At 70.0% G+C, this 24,338-nt stretch carries 21 protein-coding genes; 15 read left to right on the top strand and 6 right to left on the bottom strand.

The genetic code is table 11. The annotated features are described in order from the left end of the window. Positions 1–94: 94 nt before the first annotated feature. Positions 95–3,994, top strand: coding sequence for a DNA-directed RNA polymerase subunit beta' (locus tag LG632_RS04515; protein WP_226725390.1), 3,900 nt, complete (start codon positions 95–97; stop codon positions 3,992–3,994). A gap of 99 nt (positions 3,995–4,093) precedes the next feature. On the opposite strand, the gene LG632_RS04510 is transcribed toward LG632_RS04515, so the two are convergent. The 6 genes from LG632_RS04510 to LG632_RS04485 all read right to left on the bottom strand — a co-directional run bounded on the left by LG632_RS04510 (position 4,094) and on the right by LG632_RS04485 (position 12,416). Further along, complete coding sequence (locus tag LG632_RS04510) at positions 4,094–5,038, bottom strand: M48 family metalloprotease (RefSeq protein ID WP_226725388.1); 945 nt, start codon at positions 5,036–5,038, stop codon at positions 4,094–4,096. After that, the gene (locus LG632_RS04505; protein ID WP_226725386.1) at positions 5,035–5,994 is read right to left on the bottom strand and encodes a hypothetical protein; all 960 of its coding nucleotides are present in this window, start codon (positions 5,992–5,994) and stop codon (positions 5,035–5,037) included. The genes LG632_RS04510 and LG632_RS04505 overlap by 4 nt, the downstream gene beginning before the upstream one ends. A 15-nt stretch (positions 5,995–6,009) precedes the next feature. Further along, positions 6,010–8,166, bottom strand: a complete 2,157-nt coding sequence (locus LG632_RS04500) for a hypothetical protein (protein WP_226725384.1) — start codon at positions 8,164–8,166, stop codon at positions 6,010–6,012. Then, positions 8,163–8,936 carry a hypothetical protein gene (locus LG632_RS04495; protein WP_226725382.1) on the bottom strand — a complete coding sequence of 258 codons (774 nt, stop codon included), beginning with the start codon at positions 8,934–8,936 and terminating at the stop codon, positions 8,163–8,165. Before LG632_RS04495 ends, LG632_RS04500 begins: the two co-directional genes overlap by 4 nt. A gap of 178 nt (positions 8,937–9,114) precedes the next feature. Then, positions 9,115–9,822, bottom strand: a complete 708-nt coding sequence (locus LG632_RS04490) for a Crp/Fnr family transcriptional regulator (RefSeq protein ID WP_226725380.1) — start codon at positions 9,820–9,822, stop codon at positions 9,115–9,117. Between the two features lie 26 nt (positions 9,823–9,848). Continuing rightward, positions 9,849–12,416, bottom strand: a complete 2,568-nt coding sequence (locus LG632_RS04485; RefSeq protein ID WP_226725378.1) for a YfhO family protein — start codon at positions 12,414–12,416, stop codon at positions 9,849–9,851. 66 nt (positions 12,417–12,482) lie between these two features. On the opposite strand from LG632_RS04485, the gene rfbB reads away from it, so the two are divergent. The 14 genes from rfbB (at position 12,483) to rpsC (ending at position 24,337) form a co-directional block, all read left to right on the top strand. Beyond that, positions 12,483–13,562, top strand: a complete 1,080-nt coding sequence (gene rfbB / locus LG632_RS04480; RefSeq protein WP_374203396.1) for a dTDP-glucose 4,6-dehydratase — start codon at positions 12,483–12,485, stop codon at positions 13,560–13,562. Positions 13,563–13,775: 213 nt separating this feature from the next. Then, positions 13,776–14,147: a 30S ribosomal protein S12 gene (gene rpsL / locus LG632_RS04475; protein ID WP_125642255.1), complete on the top strand. Its 372-nt coding sequence runs from the start codon at positions 13,776–13,778 to the stop codon at positions 14,145–14,147. Between the two features lie 2 nt (positions 14,148–14,149). Continuing rightward, positions 14,150–14,620 (top strand): 30S ribosomal protein S7, encoded by a 471-nt coding sequence (rpsG, locus tag LG632_RS04470; RefSeq protein ID WP_125642252.1) that lies wholly within the window; start codon positions 14,150–14,152, stop codon positions 14,618–14,620. Positions 14,621–14,659: 39 nt separating this feature from the next. Then, positions 14,660–16,786 carry an elongation factor G gene (gene fusA / locus LG632_RS04465; protein ID WP_226725374.1) on the top strand — a complete coding sequence of 709 codons (2,127 nt, stop codon included), beginning with the start codon at positions 14,660–14,662 and terminating at the stop codon, positions 16,784–16,786. A gap of 149 nt (positions 16,787–16,935) precedes the next feature. After that, on the top strand, positions 16,936–18,129 hold the full coding sequence (tuf, locus tag LG632_RS04460) for an elongation factor Tu (protein WP_226725373.1): 1,194 nt from the start codon (positions 16,936–16,938) through the stop codon (positions 18,127–18,129). A gap of 239 nt (positions 18,130–18,368) precedes the next feature. Continuing rightward, positions 18,369–19,511, top strand: a complete 1,143-nt coding sequence (locus LG632_RS04455) for a hypothetical protein (protein ID WP_226725371.1) — start codon at positions 18,369–18,371, stop codon at positions 19,509–19,511. A gap of 488 nt (positions 19,512–19,999) precedes the next feature. Continuing rightward, entirely contained in the window at positions 20,000–20,308 is a 309-nt protein-coding gene (gene rpsJ / locus LG632_RS04450; RefSeq protein WP_003948644.1) for a 30S ribosomal protein S10, read from the top strand. Between the two features lie 14 nt (positions 20,309–20,322). Continuing rightward, on the top strand, positions 20,323–20,967 hold the full coding sequence (gene rplC, locus LG632_RS04445; protein WP_226725369.1) for a 50S ribosomal protein L3: 645 nt from the start codon (positions 20,323–20,325) through the stop codon (positions 20,965–20,967). Between the two features lie 5 nt (positions 20,968–20,972). Then, entirely contained in the window at positions 20,973–21,623 is a 651-nt protein-coding gene (rplD, locus tag LG632_RS04440) for a 50S ribosomal protein L4 (RefSeq protein ID WP_226725367.1), read from the top strand. Beyond that, on the top strand, positions 21,623–21,943 hold the full coding sequence (gene rplW / locus LG632_RS04435; RefSeq protein WP_226725365.1) for a 50S ribosomal protein L23: 321 nt from the start codon (positions 21,623–21,625) through the stop codon (positions 21,941–21,943). The genes rplD and rplW overlap by 1 nt, the downstream gene beginning before the upstream one ends. Positions 21,944–21,982: 39 nt before the next feature. Continuing rightward, positions 21,983–22,819, top strand: coding sequence for a 50S ribosomal protein L2 (gene rplB / locus LG632_RS04430; RefSeq protein ID WP_125642230.1), 837 nt, complete (start codon positions 21,983–21,985; stop codon positions 22,817–22,819). 12 nt (positions 22,820–22,831) lie between these two features. Further along, complete coding sequence (gene rpsS, locus LG632_RS04425; protein ID WP_017949661.1) at positions 22,832–23,113, top strand: 30S ribosomal protein S19; 282 nt, start codon at positions 22,832–22,834, stop codon at positions 23,111–23,113. A 43-nt stretch (positions 23,114–23,156) separates the two neighbouring features. Continuing rightward, positions 23,157–23,504, top strand: coding sequence for a 50S ribosomal protein L22 (gene rplV, locus LG632_RS04420; RefSeq protein ID WP_030201575.1), 348 nt, complete (start codon positions 23,157–23,159; stop codon positions 23,502–23,504). Continuing rightward, positions 23,504–24,337 carry a 30S ribosomal protein S3 gene (gene rpsC / locus LG632_RS04415; protein WP_125642222.1) on the top strand — a complete coding sequence of 278 codons (834 nt, stop codon included), beginning with the start codon at positions 23,504–23,506 and terminating at the stop codon, positions 24,335–24,337. The genes rplV and rpsC overlap by 1 nt, the downstream gene beginning before the upstream one ends. Position 24,338 lies beyond the last annotated feature (1 nt).

Genomic DNA, 24,338 nt, shown 5'->3' with positions numbered 1-24,338 from the left:
CCCGGCGGGGGCTCCACAAGAGCCCCCGCCGTCCCCGGGACCGTTTCAGACCACTGATCAAGAGACACGACCCCGAAAGAGGGATTGACGCACAGTGCTCGACGTCAACTTCTTCGACGAGCTGCGGATCGGCCTTGCCACCGCGGACGACATCCGTACCTGGTCCCACGGCGAGGTAAAGAAGCCGGAGACCATCAACTACCGCACCCTGAAGCCCGAAAAGGACGGACTCTTCTGCGAGAAGATCTTCGGTCCGACCCGGGACTGGGAGTGCTACTGCGGCAAGTACAAGCGTGTCCGCTTCAAGGGCATCATCTGCGAGCGCTGTGGCGTCGAGGTCACCCGCGCCAAGGTGCGCCGTGAGCGGATGGGCCACATCGAGCTGGCCGCTCCCGTCACCCACATCTGGTACTTCAAGGGCGTCCCGTCGCGCCTGGGCTACCTGCTGGACCTCGCGCCGAAGGACCTCGAGAAGGTCATCTACTTCGCCGCGTACATGATCACGTTTGTGGACGAGGAGCGTCGTACCCGCGACCTGCCGTCCCTGGAGGCCCACGTCTCCGTCGAGCGCCAGCAGATCGAGAACCGCCGCGACGCGGACCTCGAAGGCCGGGCCAAGAAGCTCGAGACCGACCTGGCCGAGCTGGAGGCCGAGGGCGCCAAGGCCGACGTGCGCCGCAAGGTGCGCGAGGGCGCCGAGCGCGAGATGAAGCAGCTGCGCGACCGCGCGCAGCGCGAGATCGACCGCCTGGACGAGGTCTGGAACCGCTTCAAGAACCTCAAGGTCCAGGACCTGGAGGGCGACGAGCTCCTCTACCGCGAGCTGCGTGACCGCTTCGGCACGTACTTCGACGGCTCGATGGGTGCCGCGGCGCTGCAGAAGCGCCTGGAGTCCTTCGACCTGGAGGAGGAGGCCGAGCGCCTCCGCGAGATCATCCGCACCGGCAAGGGCCAGAAGAAGACCCGCGCGCTCAAGCGCCTGAAGGTCGTCTCCGCGTTCCTGCAGACCAGCAACAGCCCCAAGGGCATGGTCCTGGACTGCGTCCCGGTCATCCCGCCGGACCTGCGTCCGATGGTGCAGCTGGACGGTGGCCGCTTCGCGACCTCCGACCTGAACGACCTGTACCGCCGTGTGATCAACCGCAACAACCGTCTGAAGCGCCTGCTCGACCTCGGTGCGCCCGAGATCATCGTGAACAACGAGAAGCGGATGCTCCAGGAGGCGGTCGACGCCCTCTTCGACAACGGCCGCCGCGGCCGCCCGGTCACGGGCCCCGGCAACCGTCCGCTGAAGTCCCTCAGCGACATGCTGAAGGGTAAGCAGGGTCGCTTCCGTCAGAACCTGCTCGGTAAGCGAGTCGACTACTCGGCGCGTTCCGTCATCGTCGTCGGCCCGCAGCTGAAGCTGCACCAGTGCGGTCTGCCCAAGGCCATGGCGCTGGAGCTCTTCAAGCCGTTCGTGATGAAGCGCCTGGTCGACCTGAACCACGCGCAGAACATCAAGTCGGCCAAGCGCATGGTCGAGCGCGGCCGCACCGTCGTGTACGACGTCCTCGAAGAGGTCATCGCCGAGCACCCGGTGCTGCTGAACCGTGCGCCCACGCTGCACCGCCTCGGCATCCAGGCCTTCGAGCCGCAGCTGGTCGAGGGCAAGGCCATCCAGATCCACCCGCTCGTCTGCACCGCGTTCAACGCGGACTTCGACGGTGACCAGATGGCCGTCCACCTGCCGCTCTCCGCGGAGGCGCAGGCCGAGGCCCGCATCCTGATGCTGTCCTCGAACAACATCCTCAAGCCGGCCGACGGCCGTCCGGTGACGATGCCGACCCAGGACATGGTCCTCGGTCTGTTCTTCCTCACCACCGACGGCGAGCTGCGCGACGTCAAGGGCGAGGGCCGCGCCTTCGGCTCCACCGCCGAGGCGATCATGGCCTTCGACGCCGGCGAGCTCTCGCTGCAGTCGCAGGTCGACATCCGCTTCCCGGTGGGCACCATCCCGCCGCGCGGCTGGGTGCCGCCGGTGGCCGAGGAGGGCGAGCAGGAGTTCCAGCCGGGCGACAGCTTCCGTCTGCGGACCACGCTGGGCCGTGCGCTCTTCAACGAGCTGCTGCCCGAGGACTACCCGTTCGTCGACTACTCGGTGGGCAAGAAGCAGCTCTCCGAGATCGTCAACGACCTGGCCGAGCGCTACCCCAAGGTCATCGTGGCGGCGACGCTCGACAACCTGAAGGCGGCCGGCTTCTACTGGGCGACCCGTTCCGGTGTCACCGTGGCCATCTCCGACGTCGTGGTCCCCGAGGCCAAGAAGGAGATCGTCGCGGGCTACGAGGCCCAGGACGAGAAGGTCCAGAAGCAGTACGAGCGCGGTCTGATCACCAAGGACGAGCGCACGCAGGAGCTCATCGCGATCTGGACCAAGGCGACCAACGAGGTCGCCGAGGCGATGAACGCGAACTTCCCCAAGACCAACCCCATCTTCATGATGGTTGACTCGGGTGCCCGAGGAAACATGATGCAGATGCGGCAGATCGCCGGTATGCGTGGTCTGGTGTCGAACGCGAAGAACGAGACCATCCCGCGTCCGATCAAGGCCTCGTTCCGTGAGGGCCTGTCCGTGCTGGAGTACTTCATCTCCACCCACGGTGCCCGTAAGGGTCTCGCCGACACCGCCCTGCGTACCGCCGACTCGGGTTACCTGACCCGTCGTCTGGTGGACGTCTCGCAGGACGTGATCATCCGCGAGGAGGACTGCGGCACCGAGCGCGGTCTGAAGCTGAAGATCGCGGTCAAGGACGAGACCGGTGTGCTGCGCAAGGCCGAGGACGTCGAGACGTCGGTCTACGCCCGCATGCTGGCCGAGGACGTCGTCGTCGACGGCAAGGTCCTCGCCCCGGCCAACGTCGACCTGGGTGACGTCCTCATCGACCAGCTGGTCGCGGCGGGCGTCGAGGAGGTCAAGACGCGTTCGGTCCTGACCTGCGAGTCGGCGGTCGGCACCTGTGCCTACTGCTACGGCCGCTCGCTGGCCACCGGCAAGCTGGTCGACATCGGTGAGGCGGTCGGCATCATCGCCGCCCAGTCCATCGGTGAGCCCGGTACCCAGCTGACGATGCGTACCTTCCACACCGGTGGTGTGGCCGGTGACGACATCACCCAGGGTCTGCCGCGTGTCGTCGAGCTCTTCGAGGCCCGTACCCCGAAGGGTGTCGCCCCGATCGCCGAGGCCGCCGGCCGCGTGCGCATCGAGGAGACCGAGAAGACCAAGAAGATCGTCATCACGCCGGACGACGGCTCCGACGAGACCGCGTACCCGATCTCCAAGCGCGCGCGCCTGGAGGTCGGCGAGGGCGACCACGTCGAGGTGGGCCAGAAGCTCACCGCGGGTGCCACCAACCCGCACGACGTGCTGCGCATCCTCGGCCAGCGGGCCGTCCAGGTCCACCTGGTCGGCGAGGTCCAGAAGGTCTACAACTCGCAGGGCGTGTCGATCCACGACAAGCACATCGAGATCATCATCCGGCAGATGCTCCGCCGCGTGACGATCATCGAGTCCGGCGACGCCGAGCTGCTCCCGGGCGAGCTCGTCGAGCGCTCGCGCTTCGAGTCCGAGAACCGTCGGGTCGTGACGGAGGGCGGCCACCCGGCCTCCGGCCGTCCGCAGCTGATGGGTATCACCAAGGCCTCGCTGGCGACGGAGTCCTGGCTGTCGGCCGCCTCCTTCCAGGAGACGACCCGAGTCCTGACGGACGCGGCGATCAACGCCAAGTCCGACAGCCTCATCGGCCTCAAGGAGAACGTCATCATCGGTAAGCTCATCCCGGCCGGTACGGGCCTGTCCCGCTACCGCAACATCCGGGTCGAGCCGACCGAGGAGGCCAAGGCCGCGATGTACTCGGCCGTCGGCTACGACGACATCGACTACTCCCCCTTCGGCACGGGCTCCGGCCAGGCCGTCCCGCTGGAGGACTACGACTACGGCCCGTACAACGGCTGACGTCGGTAGGCAGTAGGCAGTAGCCAGTCACGGGGAAGCCCCCGCCGGCTCCGGGAGGAGCGGGCGGGGGCTTTTCCGTGGGCGGGGGGCCGGGTCCGGCTAGCGCACGAGGCGGTGCAGGCGGGTGCGCGCAGGAGGCCGGGACGAGAGCAGCAGCCTCAGGGTGCCGCTCTCCTCGGGCTCCGGCTCCTCGGCGAGCAGCTCCGCCAGCACCGGGCCGAAGCCGAGGGCAGCGGCATGCCGGTCCGCCCGCAGCTCGTCGCGCCGGTCCACCCAGGCGGTGAGGAAGGGCAGCAGGCCGAACCCCAGCAGCAGCCCGTAAGGGCTGGTCAGGGCACCGTGCGCCGCCCAGAGCGCGCTGATCAGCAGCAGCGCGGCGACCGGGCCCGGCAGCTGCCGCGCGGTCTGCCGCGCCGCCCGGCCGACGGGGCGGAACACCAGCCACAGCAGCCGGCCGGGCAGGGCGTACCACCAGCTGACGAGCCGGGCCCAGGTGTGTCCCGCAGTGTGGTGGCCCAGCTCGTGCGCGAGGACCGCGGCGAGCCGGGCGGTGGACAGCGTCTCCAGCGCGTGCCGTGTGACGATCACCAGGTGTCCGCCGGCCGCGGCAGCCGTCAGGTCCGCGCTGTCCTCGATCCACAGCTCGTAGCGGCTGCCGTCCACCCCCGCGCGCAGGGTGACCTCGCGCCAGACCGGCCCGAGAACGGCCAGCTCCCGGGGCAGCGGCCGGTGCAGTCCGAGCAGGTAGCGGGCCAGCAGACCCTCGGTCGGCCGGTGGAAGGTGAGCAGCCCCGCGGCCAGCCACAGGCAGGGCAGGATCCCGTACGGAAGTCCGCACCACTGCTGGAGACCCCAGCCGGCCAGCAGCACCAGGCCGAGGTTGATCAGCAGCACGGGCAGGTGGAGGAGCAGCCGGCCGAGGGCCGTCAGCCCGGCGCCACGCTGGTGGGCGACGTACTCGGCGCGGGTGCCGGGGGCGTGCCGGTAGTCCAGGTCGTCCTGGGGCCGGGCCGGATGCTCGGGCGGCATGTCCACGGCGGTCACCCCTCCTCCGGCGGATTCGGGTCACCCGCGAGCGGCTGGGCGAGCACCTTGGTCAGCGTCTGGAGGGCGTGCCGCCGGGGTTCGGCGAGCTCGTGGTTCTCGGCGGTCTCCGCCTCGAAGAGGCTCTTGACCAAGGCGAGCTGCGTCCGTGCCAGCTCCTGCTGGTCGGCCCGCATGTTCTGCACGATCTCGTGGGCCCTGTCGGGGTACTGCGCCAGGTACCAGGACCAGGCGCGCACGGCGCCCTGCTCCAGGAAGACCTCGTAGAGCTTGGCGCTCTCCGCCTGCAGCCGCAGGAGCGCCGCGCGCCTGCTGTCGATCGCGGCGTCGAGCTGCTCGCCGCGCCATTCGTGGTGGATCTTCTCGTCCATGGTCTGGTCGATCTCCTGGAGGCGCAGCTGGTGCGCGATGGCCTGGTCGTTGCGCCGAAGGCGCAGCGTCCAGCTCGTCGTCAGTCCGGCCGTGGCGCCCAGCGGCGGCCAGCCGGCCGCCTCGTCGAGCAACCGGGCCTCGGCCCCCGCGCTGTCGGTGACGGCGAACCGGCGGGCCACCGGGCGGGCCGCCTTCTCCAGCTCGCCGGCCAGCAGGCGGGGCACGTCGCGGCAGCCGCTGCGTACGTACGCCACCGCGTCGGCCACCTGCCACTCGATCTCCACGCTCGCCTGGAATTCGAGGGCGTCGTTCTCACTGGGCAGTTTCAGATCGACGGTGACGGGGTGCCGACCGGTGTCCACCTCGTACACGGCGCGGTACCGGCTCGTGCCTCTGGGACGGTCCGGCGGGACGAAGGTCTCGTACCCCCCGTGCTTGGTCGCGTAGACCAGGCAGTGGTCGAAGCGGGTCAGCCGGGTGCGGCGCAGGTCCAGCAGGGCGAGCTGGCGGACGCTGATCACGGGGTCCTTGAGCTCCGTGTGCCGGTCGGCGGTCTGCAACCAGTCGAACCTCGGTGCGGACATGGGTCTCCCTTGTGCTCAGGGCCGGGGCAGCAGGGCCGACAGCCGGTCGGCGACGGCGGGGCGGGGGCCGCCGTCCTCACCGCGGACGGTCGCGAGGAGGTGCTGGACGCGGTGGAGGTCGGTGGTGTCCCCGATCAGGGTGGGCAGCAGGTCGGCCAACGCGCTCTCGGTCCGCGGATCGGTGTCGGCGGCGCGGACCCAGGCGGTCAGCCTGTCCAGGGCGTCCGAGGTGAGCGCGCGGTCGCCGAGCGCGTACCGCCACAGCCGCGGAACCGCCTCGGCCGCGGGACCCCCTGCGGCACGGGCCTGCGCGAACTGCCCGAGGACCAGTGGACAGGAGCCCGGGCCGTCCGCGGTGTGGCCGCAGGCCCTGAGGAATCCGTCCATGCTGAGCCGGCGGACGGCCTTGTGGTCGTCGAGGGTGCGCAGCACCTCGGCGAGGACGCGGGGGGCCGCCTCGGAGAGCAGGAGCACCTCGACGGACTGGGCGAGTTCGCCGGCCAGCAGAGGGTCCGGCGTCTTCCCGTACTGCCGGCGGGCCTGGATGCGTAGTTGCGCGAAGGCGGCCTCCGGCCGGTCCTTGCCGAGCAGGCCCTGCGCCCGGACCCCCACCCAGCACCGCTGCGGGTCCTCCCCGGTGGTCCAGTCGTCGACGATGCGCAGGACGTTGGGAGCGCCTGCCTCGTGGGCGAGGACCAGGGAACTGACGGCCCCGGTACGCCGCTGGGCGTTCCGTGACACCGCCCAGCGCTCGACGATCAGGGCCATGGCGGAGGGCAGGTCGGCGGAGGCGAGCGCGGCCACGGTCGCCGCCGCCCGGGTGCGCACGAAGGGGCGCCGGTCCTCGACGAGCCGGTCGAGCCACGCGACGAGCGCCGGGCGCGCCGACGGGTGGCCGATCCACACCTCCTGCAGCAGCACCGGCGCGGTCCGGTTGTCATGGAACGCGGTCTTCCGCTGCACCACCGGTCCCCACTCGGTGGGTTCTTCGGCCTCGTACCCGCGGACCCGGCCGAGTTGCAGCCGCTTGCCGATGTTGGTGCCGAAGACGGGGACCTTGCTCGGCAGCTCCGAGTTCACCGTCTTCTGCAGGGCGAGGAACAGCAGATCGCTGAGCTCGGCCGTCAGCGCATACGGTCCGTCGTCGAAGACGGCCTGGGCGATCAGGAAGGCCTTCTCCCGCAGGTGGACCGTGGTCTCGTCCGCCTCGAACCACTCCTGGACCTGGCGCTCCAGCGCCTCCAGCGAGGTCTGCTCCAGCGTGTTCTCGTCGACCTCGCCACGGGCGTACCGGACGAGCTGCCCGGCGTACGCGACCACTTCGCGCGGCTGCGGTTCGCGGGCGACGAAGTCGGTGACGACGGGCCGCGCCATGAGCCGGTCCACCTCGGAGCTGGCCAACGGTCCGTCGAGACGCCGGCGCAACAGCGGGCCGGCGGCGGGCGGGTGCCAGGTGCTGGTGGGCACGTCCTCCTCCACCCACGGTCGGAGCCCCGTGGTGACGACCAGGAAGGCGCCGTGGTCCCGGAGGGCGTCCCGCAGGGCGAGCACATGACTCTCGCGCAGCGGCTTGTCGGGGCTGGTGACCAGGTCGCACAGGACGTACCCGCCGGCCTTGCCGTCCCGCACGTGACCGGCGATGTCCTGAGGAGCGGTCTTGCGGTCGATCACGTGCACGGGGGTGGCGCCGAGCTCGCGCAGCAGCATGAGCGCGGCGGTGCGCCGTCCGGTGGCACGGGCACCGTCGAGCACCAGCAGCGGGTCCCGCCGCAGGCGGTCGAGGAGCACATCGAAGCGGGTCCCGTCGCGGACGAAGCCCTCGGTCTCGGCGGCGAGGTCCGCCGGCGGCATCTCGCCCGAGGTGCGTAAAGGGCCGCTGGGGCCGAAGTTGTTGATCGTGACGCCGCCGGCGACGCTGCCCGCGAACACTCCGTGGTTGGTGCCGCGGAAACGCAGGCTTCGAGGCGCGTGCCGGTGCAGGTCACGCTGCGTGTCCCAGGCGTCCTGCGGCTTCTGCTGCTCCTGCGCCGCCTCCTCGGTCCCGTCCGCTTCTCCCTTGTCCCGTCCCTTCTCCTCCGCCTTGTCCTTGGGGTGCTCCTTGTCGTCGGCCGTGGCCGCGGGCTGCGGGGAACCCGGCCCGCCCTGCCGGACGTCGACGGGGTCCGCCGTCATGCCTGGTCACCCCGGTCCGCCCCACCGGCGCCGCCGCCCAGGAACACGGAGCCGGTGATCTGCTGGGCGACGACACCCGTGTTGCGACCACGGAAGTGGAGGCCGCCGTGGGGACGCAGGGCGGGGGAGGGCGAGGGGGCGGGGCCGGGGGGCGCGGGAACGGCTGCGGCCTGGGCGGCTTCCGCCGGGGCGGTGGCCGGCGTCGGGGGAGAGCCGTAGAGCCAGGCATGGAGCGGGCCGTTCTTGCTGTGCACGGTGATCTCGTGGAAGGAGGCCGCCGGGATACCGGGGTGGTCGTGCTGCACGATGCCGCGGTGGACCGACTCGGACACGCACAGGGCGATGTCCGTCGTCGCCGTGCGCAGCGCCTCCCGCAGGGCCTCGGCGTCCAGGAGCCGGAACGCGAGGTTGACGTCGGTGCCCACCGGCCCGTCCGCGTCCTGCGTGACGAATCCGGTGGCGAGCACCGTACGGAGCCGGATCTGGGCGGCGCTGGAGGCCATGCGGTTCATCGCGTGCAGCTGACCGGGGCCCTCGGTCAGCAGGACCTTGAGCAGGCCCGTCACGGGGACGTTGGCGTCGATCACCACGAGCAGGCCGTCGCCGCGGTCCTCCCGCAAGTGGCGGGTCCGGTCGATGCCGGCCGCCTGGAGGATCCGGTCCACGACGTCGTAGAGCATCCGGCGCAGGAACGCCTGTTCCACGTCGTCGCGGTCGCTGAACCTCTCGATGTCGAACAGGAGCAGGGTGCGGTAGAGCGGGCCGGTCATGGCGGTGCCTCCCAGGCGTCACGTGGTCCGAGCGCGACCAGAGTGGCGCCGTACGCCGCACCGGTGTGAGGGCAGATGACGCACTCGGACTGTGACGGAGTGCACTGAGCGGGGGCCCGACCCGCCCGGTCCTGCCGGCGAAGCGGCGCGCGCGGCGGGCGCGGCTGGCGCGCCGGGCTCAGGCGTGCGGGCGACCGATCCGGTGCAGGACGTCCGGCCGTACGATCACCAGCGCGCGCCGCCCGGTGCTCACGACCCCGCGGGCGCGGAGCTCCCGGAGCTGGCGCTGCACCATCTCGCGCGAGGCGCCGACGGCACCCGCGAGCTCCTGCTTCGTCAGCGGGACGGTGATCTCGACGCCGTCCTCGGTGCGCCGGCCATGGGTCCGGCTGAGGTCGATGAGCAGCGCGGCCAGGCGCTCGCGCACGCTCATGGACGCGAACTCCAGCTGCCGCTGGTCCGCTGCGCGGATCCGGTCCGCGGTGAGGCCGAGCAGGGTGAGGGCGACCCTGGGGCGGTGCGCCAGAAAGGTGTGGAAGCCGTGCTGATCGATGGCCACGGCCTGGACGGGTTCGAGTGCGGTCACGGTGGCCGAGCGCGGCCGACCGGTGACACCGGCGGATTCGCCGACGATGTCGCCGGGGCCGCGTAGGGCCAGCAGAGCGTGGTAGCCGCCGGCGCCGGCGACGGTGACCTTGGTCCAGCCGGTGAGGATCAGCAGCACATGGGTGGACGGCTCGTGCTGTTGCATGAGCGGGGAACGGGCGGCGAAAGTGATCGGGCGGCCGAGGCCCCGTAACGCGGAGGCGTCCTCGGCCTCCAGCCGCGCCAGGAACGGCACCCGGTCACCGAGACCGCCGTCACCAGGCAGAACAGCGGAATCCATGGCAGCCCCCCCGATCGTCCGGGTGGTCAATGTACTGATCGAAGATCCGCCGCGTCCTGGGTTCCCCCGTGAGGCCCTGCCGGGGGCTCGGGGGTGCTGCGGGTGCGGCGGTTGCGGTGGAGGGTGGTGGCGCAGGCCGTCAGGAGGGTCACCAGGGCCGCTGCGCCCGCGGCGAGGCCGGGGAGGAGGCCCTTGGGGGTGTAGGTGCAGGTGATCGTGGTGGTGTCGCCCGTGAGGGGGACGGCCAGGAGGCCGTGGAAGGGCGTCGTGGGGCGGGAGCACTGCCAGCCGGGGGTGGCCGTGGTGGCGATGACGGCCGTGCCGGTGGAGCCGGCCGGGAAGGTGGCCTTCAGGGTGTGGCCGTCCGGCTGGACGCGGGTGGCGCCCGTCGCGCGCAGGTGCGCGATCGCGGCGTCGAGGCGGGCGCGGTCCAGGCAGCCGATCGGGTGGGCGGGGACCGACGGCCCGGTCGTGGCGGAGTCGACCGTCGCCCTCACCTCGCCCGAGGCGGGGACCGGGCCCAGGCGCACCACGCCGGTCATCCTGGCCTCCAGGGGGAGCGAGGTGCCCGTGGCGGTCCGCAGGGTGCCCGTGGTGTCGGGGGAGTACCAGAAGGCCTCCGTGCCCGGGGTGCAGCGCGCCGTCCAGGTGGCGCCGGTGCGGGTGGGGGTCGGAACCTCGTGGACCGCGGCGCCGAGGACGTTCTCCTGGCGGGCGTAGACGCTGTCGGCCGGGGCCGGCGAGGTGAACGCCAGGGTGGGGCGGAGCGTGACCAGGGGCGGGGCCGGGAAGCGGTCGGCGTGCCAGCCGTCGCCGGTGGCGTCCGGGCGGACCCGGGCGCCGATGGCGAAGATCGCGTCCAGGACCGGGTTGTCGGCGCCGAAGATCGTGCGCCCGTCGTTCTTGTAGCCGTACCCGAGGGGCTCCAGGGCCTCGAAGGTGGCGGCCGGCAGGTAGCTGCTGTAGTACTGCGGGCCCTCCGCGCGCAGGGCCAGGGCGTCGTTGTACGAGGTCTGGGGCGAGCCGGAGTCGGTGCGGTAGGCCGGCCAGCCGTCGGCGGAGCGGACCGCCTCGAAGTGCCGGGTGATCGACCCGCTGGAGGTGACGGCCGGTGTCGCCCAGCCCTCGCGGGACCGGCGCTGGTCGGCGTTCAGGGCGGCCAGCGCGGACTCGCCCAGCACCACCGCGACCATGAGGACCGCGGCGACCGGGACCAGCCGGGGGTGCCGCTCGGCGCGCGCGAGCAGGCACAGGGCCAGCAGCGAGACCGCGCCGCCGCCCAGGACGGCGTACCAGGTGGCCCCGCCGAAGTCGTCGGTGTGCCGCAGCACGAAGGCGGCCGCCACCATCAGGGCCGCGGTCACCGCCAGGTGCAGCGGGCGCGGCCGGTGGGCCAGGCACATCCAGGCGACGATCACCAGCATCCCGGAGAACACGAAGGCCTCCCGGTACGGGTTGCCGTTCGGGACCGCCAGACCGTGCCAGACGTACTGGGTGGGCGGGAACTGGAACGAGGCCGCGACCAGCACGACCGCCACCGTCCACACCAGCCGGGTGCGCCGGGCGACGGCCGTGTTGAGGACGAACGTCCCGGCCAGGACCATCCCCAGCGAGGCGATGTACAGCCGCGGCCGGCCGCCCCACAGGTGCGTGGCCGGCAGCATGCCGGTCAGGAAGATCTCCAGCCGGACCGGGTCGAACGCCCCCGCCTTCGTCGGCTGCGCCGCCCCGCTGGACAGGAAGGACGGCAGGAGCAGCGGAAGGTTCAGCAGGATGCCGGTGGCCGCGGCGCCGGCCGCCCGCCCCAGCGCGCGCAGGCGCTGCCGCCCGGTCAGGTCGAGGACGACCAGCCGGATCAGCAGCAGCACGCAGGCCGCCATCGTGGCCATCATCGCCGTGTAGAAGTTGCCCAGCCAGGCGAGCGCGACGAGGACGGTCGCGGCCGGCCAGCGCCGCCGCTCCAGGCACCACTCGACCGCGATGCCGAGCATCGGCAGCGCCACCAGGCCCCACAGCCACATCGGGATGTACGAGGCGTCGGACAGGGCCCAGCCGCACAGGCCGTACGCCGCCCCGAGCACGCCCCGCTGCCACCAGGGGCCCGGCACGAGCTTGCCGAGGTAGACCGTCATCACGGCGGCGGCGAGCCCCATGGTCAGGGGGGTGACGACGAAGACGGCGAGGTCCACGTGCGCGCGGGGGACCACGACGGCCAGCCAGGACAGCGGGTTGCCCAGGTAGGTGTAGTAGTCGGAGAGGAACTGCTGGCCGAAGCCGCCCCGCCAGGTGAACAGCAGGTCGCCGGCCGCCTGGCCGTGCGCCAGGTCCCACAGCGCGCGGTGGAAGGGCACGTACTGGTTGGCCTGGTCGTTGATCGCACGGCCCGTGGCGCCGAAGGGGAACGAGCCCCGGGCCACCCAGGCCGCGCAGAACGCCGTCACGGTGACGGCGAAGGCGAGCAGAGGGCCCGCGGGACCGCCAGGACCCGCCACACTGGAGGGGCGGGAGGGGCGGGAGAGGCGCACGAGACGGGAACGGCCGTCGAGGCCCGTCAGCCACCGGGACGTACGGGGTCGGCTGGACGGGGTCGCCACTGGCTGCTCCTGTGATCGTGCTCGGTCGCTTCGGGCGGGATCGCTCCGGAAGTGTAGTTCGCCGGGATGGACCGGCCGCTCAGCAAGGGAAAGGCAGGCCCGACCGTGCCGCACGTCCTCGTGACCGGGGGAGCCGGCTTCGTCGGCTCGCACTACACCCGCATGCTGCTGACCGGCGCCGACTCCCGCGCGGACCTGACCGTCACGGTGCTCGACAAGCTGACGTACGCCGGCAACCGCGCCAATCTCGCGGACCTGGCCGATCATCCGCGCCTGCGCTTCCGCCGCGGCGACATCACCGACCACGCCCTGCTCGACGCGCTCCTCCCCGGTGTGGACACCGTGGTCCACCTCGCCGCCGAGTCGCACGTGGACCGCTCCATCGAGGACGGCGGCGCCTTCGTCCGCACCAACGTGCTCGGTACCCAGGCGCTGCTGGACGCCGCCGTGCGCCACGGCGTCCGTACGTTCGTGCACGTCTCCACCGACGAGGTGTACGGCTCCGTCGAGCACGGCTCCTGGCCGGAGACCGACCCGCTGCGGCCCAGTTCCCCGTACGCCGCCTCCAAGGCGTCGTCCGACCTGCTGGCGCTGGCCTGCCACCGCACGCACGGCCTGGACGTGCGCGTCACCCGCTGCTCCAACAACTACGGCCCGATGCAGTACCCCGAGAAGATCGTCCCGCTGTTCGTCACCCGGCTGATCGACGGGCTGACCGTCCCCCTGTACGGCGACGGCCGGCACGTCCGCGACTGGCTGCACGTCGAGGACCACTGCCGCGGCATCGAGCTCGTACGGACCAAGGGCCGCCCGGGCGAGGTCTACAACATCGGCGGCGGCACCGAGCTCACCAACCGCGAGCTCACCGCCCTGCTGCTCGACGCCTGCGGCGCGAGCTGGGACTCCGTCCGCCTGGTCGAGGACCGCAAGGGCCACGACGTGCGCTACAGCGTCGACTGGGGCAAGGCCCGCGCCGAACTCGGCTACGCACCGCGCCACGACCTGGCCACCGGACTGGCCCGCACCGTCCGCTGGTACCGGGACAACCCGGACTGGTGGAGGCCGCTGCTGAGGGCCTCCGGCGAGGCCTGTGCTGGGCCTTTGCGGGCCCCGTCGGGCCGCCCGGCGGCGCGGCTTTTGTTTTGACCGGAGTGAGTGCGGTAGGTACGCTCAGACCTTGTGCCTGGGGTGTGCCCCGTCACGAGCGTGTCCATGAACCGCCCGTGACCGTATCAGCCACCGCGATCCTTGTACGTTTCCGCACTTCGCGGAAGTGTCCGGGTCCGACACGCCCGACCGCGTGGGTCGGAAAAGTTCCAGGTTAGCTTTACTGAACGGCACACAGAAACCGGAGAAGTAGTGCCTACGATCCAGCAGCTGGTCCGAAAGGGCCGGCAGGACAAGGTCGAGAAGACGAAGACGCCCGCGCTGAACTCTTCCCCTCAGCGTCGTGGTGTCTGCACGCGTGTGTTCACCACCACCCCGAAGAAGCCGAACTCGGCCCTCCGTAAGGTCGCGCGTGTGCGTCTGACCTCGGGCATCGAGGTCACGGCCTACATCCCGGGTGAGGGGCACAACCTGCAGGAGCACTCCATCGTGCTCGTGCGAGGTGGCCGTGTGAAGGACCTGCCGGGTGTTCGTTACAAGATCATCCGCGGTGCGCTTGACACGCAGGCTGTCAAGAACCGCAAGCAGGCCCGCAGCCGCTACGGCGCCAAGAAGGAGAAGTAAGAATGCCTCGTAAGGGCCCCGCCCCGAAGCGCCCGGTCATCATCGACCCGGTCTACGGTTCTCCTCTGGTGACCTCGCTCATCAACAAGATCCTCCTGAACGGCAAGCGCTCCACCGCCGAGCGCATCGTCTACGGCGCCATGGAAGGCCTCCGCGAGAAGACCGGCAACGACCCGGTCATCACGCTGAAGCGCGCGCTGGAGAACGTCAAGCCGTCCCTCGAGGTCAAGTCCCGCCGTGTCGGTGGCGCGACCTACCAGGTCCCGGTCGAGGTCAAGCCCGGCCGTCAGTCCACCCTCGCGCTGCGCTGGCTGGTCGGGTACTCCCGCGCCCGCCGCGAGAAGACCATGACCGAGCGCCTCATGAACGAGCTGCTGGACGCCTCGAACGGCCTCGGCGCTTCGGTCAAGAAGCGTGAGGACACGCACAAGATGGCCGAGTCCAACAAGGCCTTCGCGCACTACCGCTGGTAGTCGCAACCCCCATCGAGACCGAGAGAAGACTGAGCCGACATGGCTACCACTTCGCTTGACCTGGCCAAGGTGCGCAACATCGGCATCATGGCCCACATCGACGCGGGCAAGACGACCACGACCGAGCGCATCCTGTTCTACACCGGTGTGTCGTACAAGATCGGCGAGGTCCACGACGGCGCCGCCACGATGGACTGGATGGAGCAGGAGCAGGAGCGCGGCATCACGATCACGTCCGCCGCGACGACCTGCCACTGGCCGCTCGAGGACGTCGACCACACGATCAACATCATCGACACCCCGGGTCACGTCGACTTCACCGTCGAGGTGGAGCGTTCGCTCCGCGTCCTCGACGGTGCCGTCACCGTGTTCGACGGTGTCGCCGGTGTCGAGCCGCAGTCCGAGACGGTGTGGCGCCAGGCCGACCGTTACGGCGTGCCCCGCATCTGCTTCGTCAACAAGCTCGACCGCACCGGCGCCGAGTTCCACCGCTGCGTCGACATGATCGTGGACCGCCTCGGCGCGACCCCGATCGTCATGCAGCTCCCGATCGGTGCCGAGGCCGACTTCCAGGGCGTCGTCGACCTCGTCCGCATGAAGGCCCTCGTGTGGTCCGCCGAGGCCACCAAGGGCGAGATGTACGACGTCGTCGACATCCCGGCCACGCACACCGAGGCGGCCGAGGAGTGGCGCGGCAAGCTGCTCGAGGCCGTCGCCGAGAACGACGAAGAGATGATGGAGCTGTACCTGGGCGGCGAGGAGCCGACCGAGGAGCAGCTGTACGCGGCCATCCGCCGCATCACCATCGCCTCCGGCAAGGGCGGCAGCACCACTGTCACCCCCGTGTTCTGCGGCACCGCGTTCAAGAACAAGGGCGTCCAGCCCCTGCTCGACGCTGTCGTTCGCTACCTGCCGTCGCCCCTGGACGTCGAGGCCATCGAGGGCCACGACGTCAAGGACGCGGAGGAGATCGTCAAGCGCAAGCCGTCCGACGAGGAGCCCCTCTCGGCGCTGGCGTTCAAGATCATGAGCGACCCGCACCTCGGCAAGCTCACCTTCGTCCGGGTCTACTCGGGCCGCCTGGAGTCCGGCTCTTCGGTGCTGAACTCCGTCAAGGGCAAGAAGGAGCGCATCGGCAAGATCTACCGCATGCACGCGAACAAGCGTGAGGAGATCGACTCGGTGGGCGCCGGCGACATCGTCGCCGTCATGGGCCTGAAGCAGACCACCACCGGTGAGACGCTGTGCGACGAGAAGGCCCCGGTCATCCTGGAGTCCATGGACTTCCCGGCCCCGGTCATCCAGGTCGCCATCGAGCCCAAGTCCAAGGGCGACCAGGAGAAGCTGGGTGTCGCCATCCAGCGTCTCGCGGAGGAGGACCCCTCCTTCCAGGTCCACTCGGACGAGGAGACCGGCCAGACCATCATCGGCGGTATGGGCGAGCTGCACCTCGAGGTGCTGGTCGACCGCATGCGCCGTGAGTTCAAGGTCGAGGCCAACGTCGGCAAGCCGCAGGTGGCCTACCGCGAGACGATCCGCAAGGCCGTCGAGCGCGTGGACTACACGCACAAGAAGCAGACCGGTGGTACGGGTCAGTTCGCCAAGGTCCAGATCGGCATCGAGCCGATCGAGGGCGGCGACGCCTCGTACGAGTTCGTGAACAAGGTCACCGGTGGCCGCATCCCCAAGGAGTACATCCCCTCGGTGGACGCGGGTGCGCAGGAGGCCATGGCCTTCGGCATCCTGGCCGGCTACGAGATGACCGGCGTCCGCGTGATCCTCCACGACGGTGCCTACCACGAGGTCGACTCCTCCGAGCTCGCCTTCAAGATCGCCGGTTCGCAGGCCTTCAAGGAGGCCGCGCGCAAGGCCAGCCCCGTGCTGCTCGAGCCGATGATGGCCGTCGAGGTCACCACGCCCGAGGACTACATGGGTGAGGTCATCGGCGACATCAACTCCCGCCGTGGTCAGATCCAGGCCATGGAGGAGCGTCACGGCGCCCGCATCGTCAAGGGCCTCGTGCCGCTGTCGGAGATGTTCGGCTACGTCGGCGACCTCCGCAGCAAGACCTCGGGTCGCGCAAGCTACTCGATGCAGTTCGACTCCTACGCCGAGGTTCCGCGGAACGTCGCCGAGGAGATCATCGCGAAGGCCAAGGGCGAGTAACTCTCCCGAGTACACGCTTTAGGCTTGTCACCGGAGCCTCTGGGGCAACGGGAGCAACACTTTCGTTGCCCCGGAGGGCCGGCATTCCAGCAAAGATCACCTGGCGCCGATGAGTAAGGCGTACAGAACCACTCCACAGGAGGACCCCAGTGGCGAAGGCGAAGTTCGAGCGGACTAAGCCGCACGTCAACATCGGCACCATCGGTCACATTGACCACGGTAAGACGACCCTCACGGCCGCCATTACCAAGGTGCTGCACGACGCGTACCCGGACCTGAACGAGGCTTCGGCCTTCGACCAGATCGACAAGGCTCCCGAGGAGCGCCAGCGCGGTATCACCATCTCCATCGCGCACGTCGAGTACCAGACCGAGGCGCGTCACTACGCCCACGTCGACTGCCCGGGTCACGCGGACTACATCAAGAACATGATCACCGGTGCCGCGCAGATGGACGGCGCCATCCTCGTGGTCGCCGCCACCGACGGCCCGATGCCGCAGACCAAGGAGCACGTGCTCCTGGCCCGCCAGGTCGGCGTTCCGTACATCGTCGTCGCCCTGAACAAGGCCGACATGGTGGACGACGAGGAGATCCTGGAGCTCGTCGAGCTCGAGGTGCGTGAGCTCCTCTCCGAGTACGAGTTCCCGGGCGACGACCTGCCGGTCGTCCGCGTCTCCGCGCTCAAGGCCCTCGAGGGCGACAAGGAGTGGGGCGAGAAGCTCCTCGGCCTCATGAAGGCCGTCGACGAGGCGATCCCCACCCCGCCGCGTGACACCGACAAGCCGTTCCTGATGCCGGTCGAGGACGTCTTCACGATCACCGGTCGTGGCACCGTCGTCACCGGTCGTATCGAGCGTGGTGTCCTGAAGGTCAACGAGACCGTCGACATCATCGGCATCAAGCCGGAGAAGACCTCCACCACGGTCACCGGCATCGAGATGTTCCGCAAGCTGCTCGACGAGGGCCAGGCCGGTGAGAACGTCGGTCTGCTGCTCCGCGGCATCAAGCGCGAGGACGTCGAGCGCGGCCAGGTCATCATCAAGCCGGGCTCGGTCACCCCGCACACCGAGTTCGAGGCGCAGGCCTACATCCTGTCCAAGGACGAGGGTGGCCGCCACACGCCGTTCTTCAACAACTACCGCCCGCAGTTCTACTTCCGTACCACGGACGTGACCGGCGTCGTGACCCTCCCCGAGGGCACCGAGATGGTCATGCCGGGCGACAACACCTCCATGTCCGTCCAGCTGATCCAGCCGGTCGCCATGGAGGAGGGCCTGAAGTTCGCCATCCGTGAGGGTGGCCGGACCGTCGGCGCCGGCCAGGTCACCAAGATCGTCAAGTAAGTTCCTTGCTTGCAGGTCTGACCTGGTAGCTCTCCAGAGCTCCTGAAGGGGCCCCGTCCCACCGCTTCGGCGGCGGGACGGGGCCCCTTCGCGTTGCCGGGGCCGGCACCGGGGCGGGGGGCGGCCACCGGGGCGGGGGAGGGCCCCTCGGTCACGGCGTGAGATGCTCCGCGATGCATGACCATGACAGACAAGGGTGGGGACGCACAGCGGTGGGAACGAACGACGGGCGGCCGTCCGTGAGCGACGAGGAGTGGGCCGCGTTCGTGGCGCGGGCCGAGTCGGAGCAGGGGAGCGCGCCCAAGGAGCCGTCGGCGCGGGCGCGGATGGTGACCGAGCGGCTGCGGCGCGAGGACGAGGAGCGCGCCCGCGCCGCACGCCGCGGCCGGTGGCGGCGCACGCCGAAGGCCGTACGGAGCGAGCCCGAGGGGTGGCGCACCGGGCCGGCCTGGCAGGAGCTGGAGGGCCGGCGCAGGCCCGGTCCGGTCCGCACCGTCCTGATCCTGCTGCTGATCGCCGGGCTGGCGCTGATCGCCCTGCGGCCGGAGCTGCTGATCGACCGACTGGTGGGCAAGGGCGGGGGAGACCGTACGCCGCTGCCCGCCGAGACCGCACGGCCCAGCCGGGCGCCCGAGCAGACCGCGCCGGACCGGGGCACCCCGTCGGACCCCTTCCGCGGCTCCCCGGCCCTCCAGTGGGCCGACGGGGCCGCCGGGATCGAGCTGCCCGAGGCCAAGGCCGTGGGCGGGGTCTCCCAGGAGGCGATCGCCGCCCAGCTGGCCCGGGTCAAGGAGTTCCTCGTCGCGGCCAACCTGGACCCCGCCACGCTGCGCGGTGAGCGGCCCGGGGCCGCGCTGGCGCTGCTGGACCCGCTGAACAAGGAGTTCAAGAGCGAGGTCGAGAAGGGGCTGGAGCAGCCGACGGCCACCGACAACGCGCTGACGCTGTTCACCCGGTTCAAGCCCACCGAGGCGCAGCCGGCCGGCCCGGTGGTGAAGGTGCGCGGGCACATAGAGCTGAGGCCCGGGGAGACCCACGGCCAGGCCCAGGTGGTGGCGGACTACACGTTCGTGTACCCCGTGGTCGAGCCGGGCGGCACCGCGGTGGAGCGGACGGTCGTGCGGCGGCAGATCACCTTCACCGTCGCCGACAGCCGCAAGTGGGAGGGCACGGCCGGCAAGCTCTGGGTGGGGAGCGTCCAGTACGAGCACGCCAACGGCTCCTGCGACACCTCCGACGGGTTCCTGCACCCGCCGCTGCGGCGGGGTGCGGCGCCCACCGGCGGCCCGACGCCCTCCGGCCCGCCGGTCGACCCGTACGACCGCAGCAGGACGCTGGACCGGAACGGGATGGACGGCTGCGGCGTGGTGAGCCGCACCTAGGGGTGCCCCCGGTCCTCCAGGGGCCGCCGGACCGCCGGCCCCTGGGGGGCGACCCGCGCGCCGTGGTTTGACCTCATCACCGCGCGGGGTATTCTCTTCGGCCCCGATTGGCGCACTACATGTCTCGTATGGCAGACTGTCGGGGTTGCTCGGTTGAGTGCCGATGCTGCGCGCCTCCCGCCGGGAGGACCGGAAGCGAGTCCCACAGTACTCGTCGCCTTTACCTGCCCCTCGGGGCAGCACTGGGGCGGACGTACGGGAATCTTCCGGGAAGCGTGGGCGGGGTGCCGACCAGGCACTCGGTGGGTGTCTCTCCCCCGAAGCGTGGCCCTGGCGGGCCGCAACCCCTGATGCAGGGAGTTTCCGTATGGGAATTTTCTGAGCGGGAGTGCGACACGCCCGACCGCGTGGGTCGGAGGGAGGCGGCGCGGAAGCGCAGCCGACCGAGTTCCAGAGCGTTTCACTAGACAAAGGACTACTGAGTAGCCATGGCGGGACAGAAGATCCGCATCCGGCTCAAGGCCTACGACCACGAGGTCATCGACTCCTCGGCGAAGAAGATCGTCGAGACGGTGACCCGCACTGGTGCGTCGGTCGCGGGCCCGGTGCCGCTGCCCACTGAGAAGAACGTGTACTGCGTCATCAAGTCGCCGCACAAGTACAAGGACTCGCGCGAGCACTTCGAGATGCGCACGCACAAGCGCCTGATCGACATCCTCGACCCGACGCCCAAGACCGTTGACTCGCTGATGCGCCTGGACCTTCCGGCCGGCGTCGACATCGAGATCAAGCTCTGAGAGGCGCGGAGAAGATGGCTAAGCAGATCAAGGGCGTCCTGGGCGAGAAGCTCGGCATGACCCAGGTCTGGGACGAGAACAACCGTGTCGTCCCGGTCACCGTCGTCAAGGCCGGGCCCTGCGTCGTCACCCAGGTCCGTACCAATGACATCGACGGCTACGAGTCGGTCCAGATCGCCTTCGGCGAGATCGACCCGCGCAAGGTGAACAAGCCCCTCAAGGGCCACTTCGCCAAGGCCGACGTCACCCCGCGCCGCCACCTGGTGGAGATCCGCACCTCCGACGCCAGCGAGTACACGCTCGGCCAGGAGATCACCGCCCAGGTGTTCGAGGCCGGCGTCAAGGTCGACGTCACCGGCAAGAGCAAGGGCAAGGGCTTCGCCGGTGTCATGAAGCGCCACAACTTCCGTGGTCTGGGCGCCGGACACGGCACGCAGCGCAAGCACCGCTCTCCCGGTTCCATCGGTGGCTGCGCCACCCCGGGCCGTGTGTTCAAGGGCCTCCGCATGGCTGGCCGCATGGGCAACGAGCGGGTCACCACCCAGAACCTGACCGTTCACGCCGTTGACGCGGAGAAGGGCCTGCTGCTCATCAAGGGCGCGGTTCCTGGTCCGAACGGCGGCCTCGTCCTGGTCCGCACCGCGGCCAAGGGGGCCTGAGGACTATGAGCACCATTGACATTCTGTCGCCTGCCGGCGACAAGACCGGGACCGTCGAGCTCCCGGCCGAGATCTTCGACGCCAAGGTCAGCGTTCCGCTGATCCACCAGGTCGTCGTCGCGCAGCTGGCCGCCGCCCGTCAGGGCACGCACAAGGTCAAGACGCGTGGCGAGGTCCGTGGTGGTGGCAAGAAGCCGTACCGCCAGAAGGGCACCGGCCGCGCCCGTCAGGGTTCGACCCGCGCTCCGCAGTTCGCCGGCGGTGGCGTCGTCCACGGTCCCGTGCCGCGTGACTACTCGCAGCGGACCCCCAAGAAGATGAAGGCCGCCGCCCTGCGTGGCGCCCTCACCGACCGGGCCCGTCACTCCCGCATCCACGTCGTCTCCGGCGTGGTCGAGGGTGCCGCCTCCACCAAGGCCGCCAAGACGCTGTTCGGCAAGATCTCGGAGCGCAAGAACCTGCTCCTGGTCGCCGAGCGCTCTGACGAGCTGGCGTGGCTGTCCGCCCGCAACCTGCCCCAGGTGCACATCCTGGAGCCGGGCCAGCTGAACACGTACGACGTGCTCGTCTCCGACGACGTGGTCTTCACCCAGGCCGCTTTCGAGTCCTTCGTGTCTGGCCCCAAGGCCGCCGAGACCGAAGGGAACGAGGGCTGATGTCTGACGCCACGATCACCAGCAAGACCTTCACGGACCCGCGCGACATCCTTGTCCGCCCGGTTGTCTCCGAGAAGAGCTACGCGCTGCTGGACGAGAACAAGTACACGTTCATCGTCGACCCCCGCGCCAACAAGACCCAGATCAAGCAGGCCGTCGAGGCGGTCTTCTCGGTCAAGGTCGCCGGGGTGAACACGATCAACCGCCAGGGCAAGCGCAAGCGCACCCGCACCGGTTTCGGTAAGCGCGCCAACACCAAGCGCGCCATCGTGACCCTTGCCGAGGGCGACCGTATCGACATCTTCGGCCAGGCCTCCTAACGGAGCGCCCTGGTCCGAATATCGGACGAGGACTGAGAAATGGGTATCCGCAAGTACAAGCCGACGACTCCGGGCCGTCGTGGCTCCAGCGTCGCCGACTTTGTCGAGATCACGCGGTCCACGCCGGAGAAGTCGCTGGTCCGTCCCCTGCACAGCAAGGGCGGCCGTAACAACGCCGGTCGTGTGACCGTTCGCCACCAGGGTGGCGGACACAAGCGCGCCTACCGTGTCATCGACTTCCGTCGTCACGACAAGGACGGCGTGCCGGCCAAGGTCGCGCACATCGAGTACGACCCCAACCGCACCGCGCGCATCGCCCTCCTGCACTACGCGGACGGCGAGAAGCGCTACATCATCGCTCCGCGCGGCCTGAACCAGGGCGACCGGATCGAGAACGGCCCGACGGCCGACATCAAGCCCGGCAACAACCTGGCGCTGCGCAACATCCCGGTCGGTACCACGATCCACGCGATCGAGCTCCGTCCCGGTGGTGGCGCCAAGTTCGCCCGTTCCGCGGGTGCCTCCGTGCAGCTGCTGGCGAAGGAAGGTGCCATGGCGCACCTCCGTATGCCGTCCGGTGAGATCCGCCTGGTCGACGTGCGCTGCCGCGCCACCGTCGGCGAGGTCGGCAACGCCGAGCAGTCGAACATCAACTGGGGCAAGGCCGGCCGCATGCGCTGGAAGGGCGTCCGCCCGACCGTTCGCGGTGTCGCCATGAACCCGGTCGACCACCCGCACGGTGGTGGTGAGGGCAAGACCTCCGGTGGTCGCCACCCGGTGTCCCCGTGGGGTCAGAAGGAAGGCCGTACTCGTTCGCCCAAGAAGGCGTCGAACAAGTACATCGTCCGCCGCCGCAAGACGAACAAGAAGCGCTAGGAGCGGGTTTAGATGCCGCGCAGTCTCAAGAAGGGGCCCTTCGTCGACGACCACCTCATCAAGAAGGTGGACGCCCAGAACGAAGCCGGCACCAAGAACGTCATCAAGACCTGGTCCCGTCGCTCGATGATCGTCCCGGCCATGCTGGGCCACACGATCGCGGTGCACAACGGCAAGACCCATGTCCCGGTGTTCGTCACCGAGTCCATGGTCGGCCACAAGCTCGGCGAGTTCTCGCCGACTCGCACCTTCCGCGGCCACGTCAAGGACGACCGGAAGTCGAAGCGCCGCTAATCGCGGGGTGGGAACGACTATGACTTACACCGAAGGGACAACCATGGAAGCCAGGGCCCAGGCGCGGTACATCCGCGTCACGCCCATGAAGGCCCGCCGTGTGGTGGACCTCATCCGTGGCATGGACGCCACGGAGGCCCAGGCGGTCCTGCGTTTCGCCCCGCAGGCCGCGTCTGTGCCGGTCGGCAAGGTGCTCGACAGCGCCATCGCCAACGCCGCGCACAACTACAACCACACGGACGCCTCCTCGCTCTTCATCAGCGAGGCGTTTGTTGACGAGGGCCCGACCCTGAAGCGGTTCCGTCCGCGCGCCCAGGGCCGTGCCTACCGGATCCGCAAGCGGACCTCCCACATCACCGTGGTCGTCAGCAGCAAGGAAGGAACCCGGTAATGGGCCAGAAGGTAAACCCGCACGGGTTCCGGCTCGGCATCACCACCGACTTCAAGTCGCGCTGGTACGCCGACAAGCTGTACAAGGACTACGTCAAGGAAGACGTCGCCATCCGTCGGATGATGACGTCCGGCATGGAGCGCGCCGGCATCTCGAAGGTTGAGATCGAGCGCACCCGTGACCGTGTCCGCGTGGACATCCACACCGCCCGCCCGGGCATCGTCATCGGCCGCCGTGGCGCCGAGGCCGACCGCATCCGCGGCGACCTCGAGAAGCTCACCGGCAAGCAGGTCCAGCTGAACATCCTCGAGGTCAAGAACCCCGAGGTCGACGCTCAGCTCGTGGCCCAGGCCGTTGCCGAGCAGCTCTCCTCCCGCGTCTCCTTCCGTCGGGCCATGCGCAAGAGCATGCAGTCCGCCATGAAGGCCGGCGCCAAGGGCATCAAGATCCAGTGTGGTGGCCGTCTCGGCGGCGCCGAGATGTCCCGCTCGGAGTTCTACCGCGAGGGTCGTGTGCCGCTGCACACGCTGCGCGCGAACGTCGAGTACGGCTTCTTCGAGGCCAAGACCACCTTCGGCCGCATCGGCGTGAAGGTCTGGATCTACAAGGGCGACGTCAAGAACATCGCCGAGGTCCGCGCCGAGAACGCTGCGGCCCGTGCGGGTAACCGCCCGGCCCGTGGTGGCGCTGACCGCCCCGCCGGTCGTGGTGGCCGCGGTGGCGAGCGTGGCGGCCGTGGCGGCCGCAAGCCGCAGCAGACCGCTGCTGCCGAGGCCCCCAAGGCCGAGGCCGCTGCCGCTGCTCCGGCCGAGAGCACCGGAACGGAGGCCTGAC

Source organism: Streptomyces antimicrobicus (assembly GCF_020532625.1).
GTDB classification, from domain to species: Bacteria; Actinomycetota; Actinomycetes; order Streptomycetales; family Streptomycetaceae; genus Streptomyces; species Streptomyces antimicrobicus.
Note: the sequence above shows the minus strand (reverse complement) of the source record. Positions and strands in the feature narration are given on the sequence as shown.

What these genes read in the sequence shown, in the direction of transcription:
- LG632_RS04505 (WP_226725386.1), bottom strand. Translation starts at nt 5,994, where the DNA reads ATGTCCGCACCGAGGTTCGACTGGTTGCAGACCGCCGACCGGCACACG.
- LG632_RS04500 (WP_226725384.1), bottom strand. Translation starts at nt 8,166, where the DNA reads ATGACGGCGGACCCCGTCGACGTCCGGCAGGGCGGGCCGGGTTCCCCG.
- LG632_RS04495 (WP_226725382.1), bottom strand. Translation starts at nt 8,936, where the DNA reads ATGACCGGCCCGCTCTACCGCACCCTGCTCCTGTTCGACATCGAGAGG.
- LG632_RS04490 (WP_226725380.1), bottom strand. Translation starts at nt 9,822, where the DNA reads ATGGATTCCGCTGTTCTGCCTGGTGACGGCGGTCTCGGTGACCGGGTG.
- rfbB (WP_374203396.1), top strand. Translation starts at nt 12,483, where the DNA reads ATGGACCGGCCGCTCAGCAAGGGAAAGGCAGGCCCGACCGTGCCGCAC.
- rpsG (WP_125642252.1), top strand. Translation starts at nt 14,150, where the DNA reads ATGCCTCGTAAGGGCCCCGCCCCGAAGCGCCCGGTCATCATCGACCCG.
- fusA (WP_226725374.1), top strand. Translation starts at nt 14,660, where the DNA reads ATGGCTACCACTTCGCTTGACCTGGCCAAGGTGCGCAACATCGGCATC.
- rpsJ (WP_003948644.1), top strand. Translation starts at nt 20,000, where the DNA reads ATGGCGGGACAGAAGATCCGCATCCGGCTCAAGGCCTACGACCACGAG.
- rplC (WP_226725369.1), top strand. Translation starts at nt 20,323, where the DNA reads ATGGCTAAGCAGATCAAGGGCGTCCTGGGCGAGAAGCTCGGCATGACC.
- rplD (WP_226725367.1), top strand. Translation starts at nt 20,973, where the DNA reads ATGAGCACCATTGACATTCTGTCGCCTGCCGGCGACAAGACCGGGACC.
- rplW (WP_226725365.1), top strand. Translation starts at nt 21,623, where the DNA reads ATGTCTGACGCCACGATCACCAGCAAGACCTTCACGGACCCGCGCGAC.
- rplB (WP_125642230.1), top strand. Translation starts at nt 21,983, where the DNA reads ATGGGTATCCGCAAGTACAAGCCGACGACTCCGGGCCGTCGTGGCTCC.
- rpsS (WP_017949661.1), top strand. Translation starts at nt 22,832, where the DNA reads ATGCCGCGCAGTCTCAAGAAGGGGCCCTTCGTCGACGACCACCTCATC.
- rplV (WP_030201575.1), top strand. Translation starts at nt 23,157, where the DNA reads ATGGAAGCCAGGGCCCAGGCGCGGTACATCCGCGTCACGCCCATGAAG.
- rpsC (WP_125642222.1), top strand. Translation starts at nt 23,504, where the DNA reads ATGGGCCAGAAGGTAAACCCGCACGGGTTCCGGCTCGGCATCACCACC.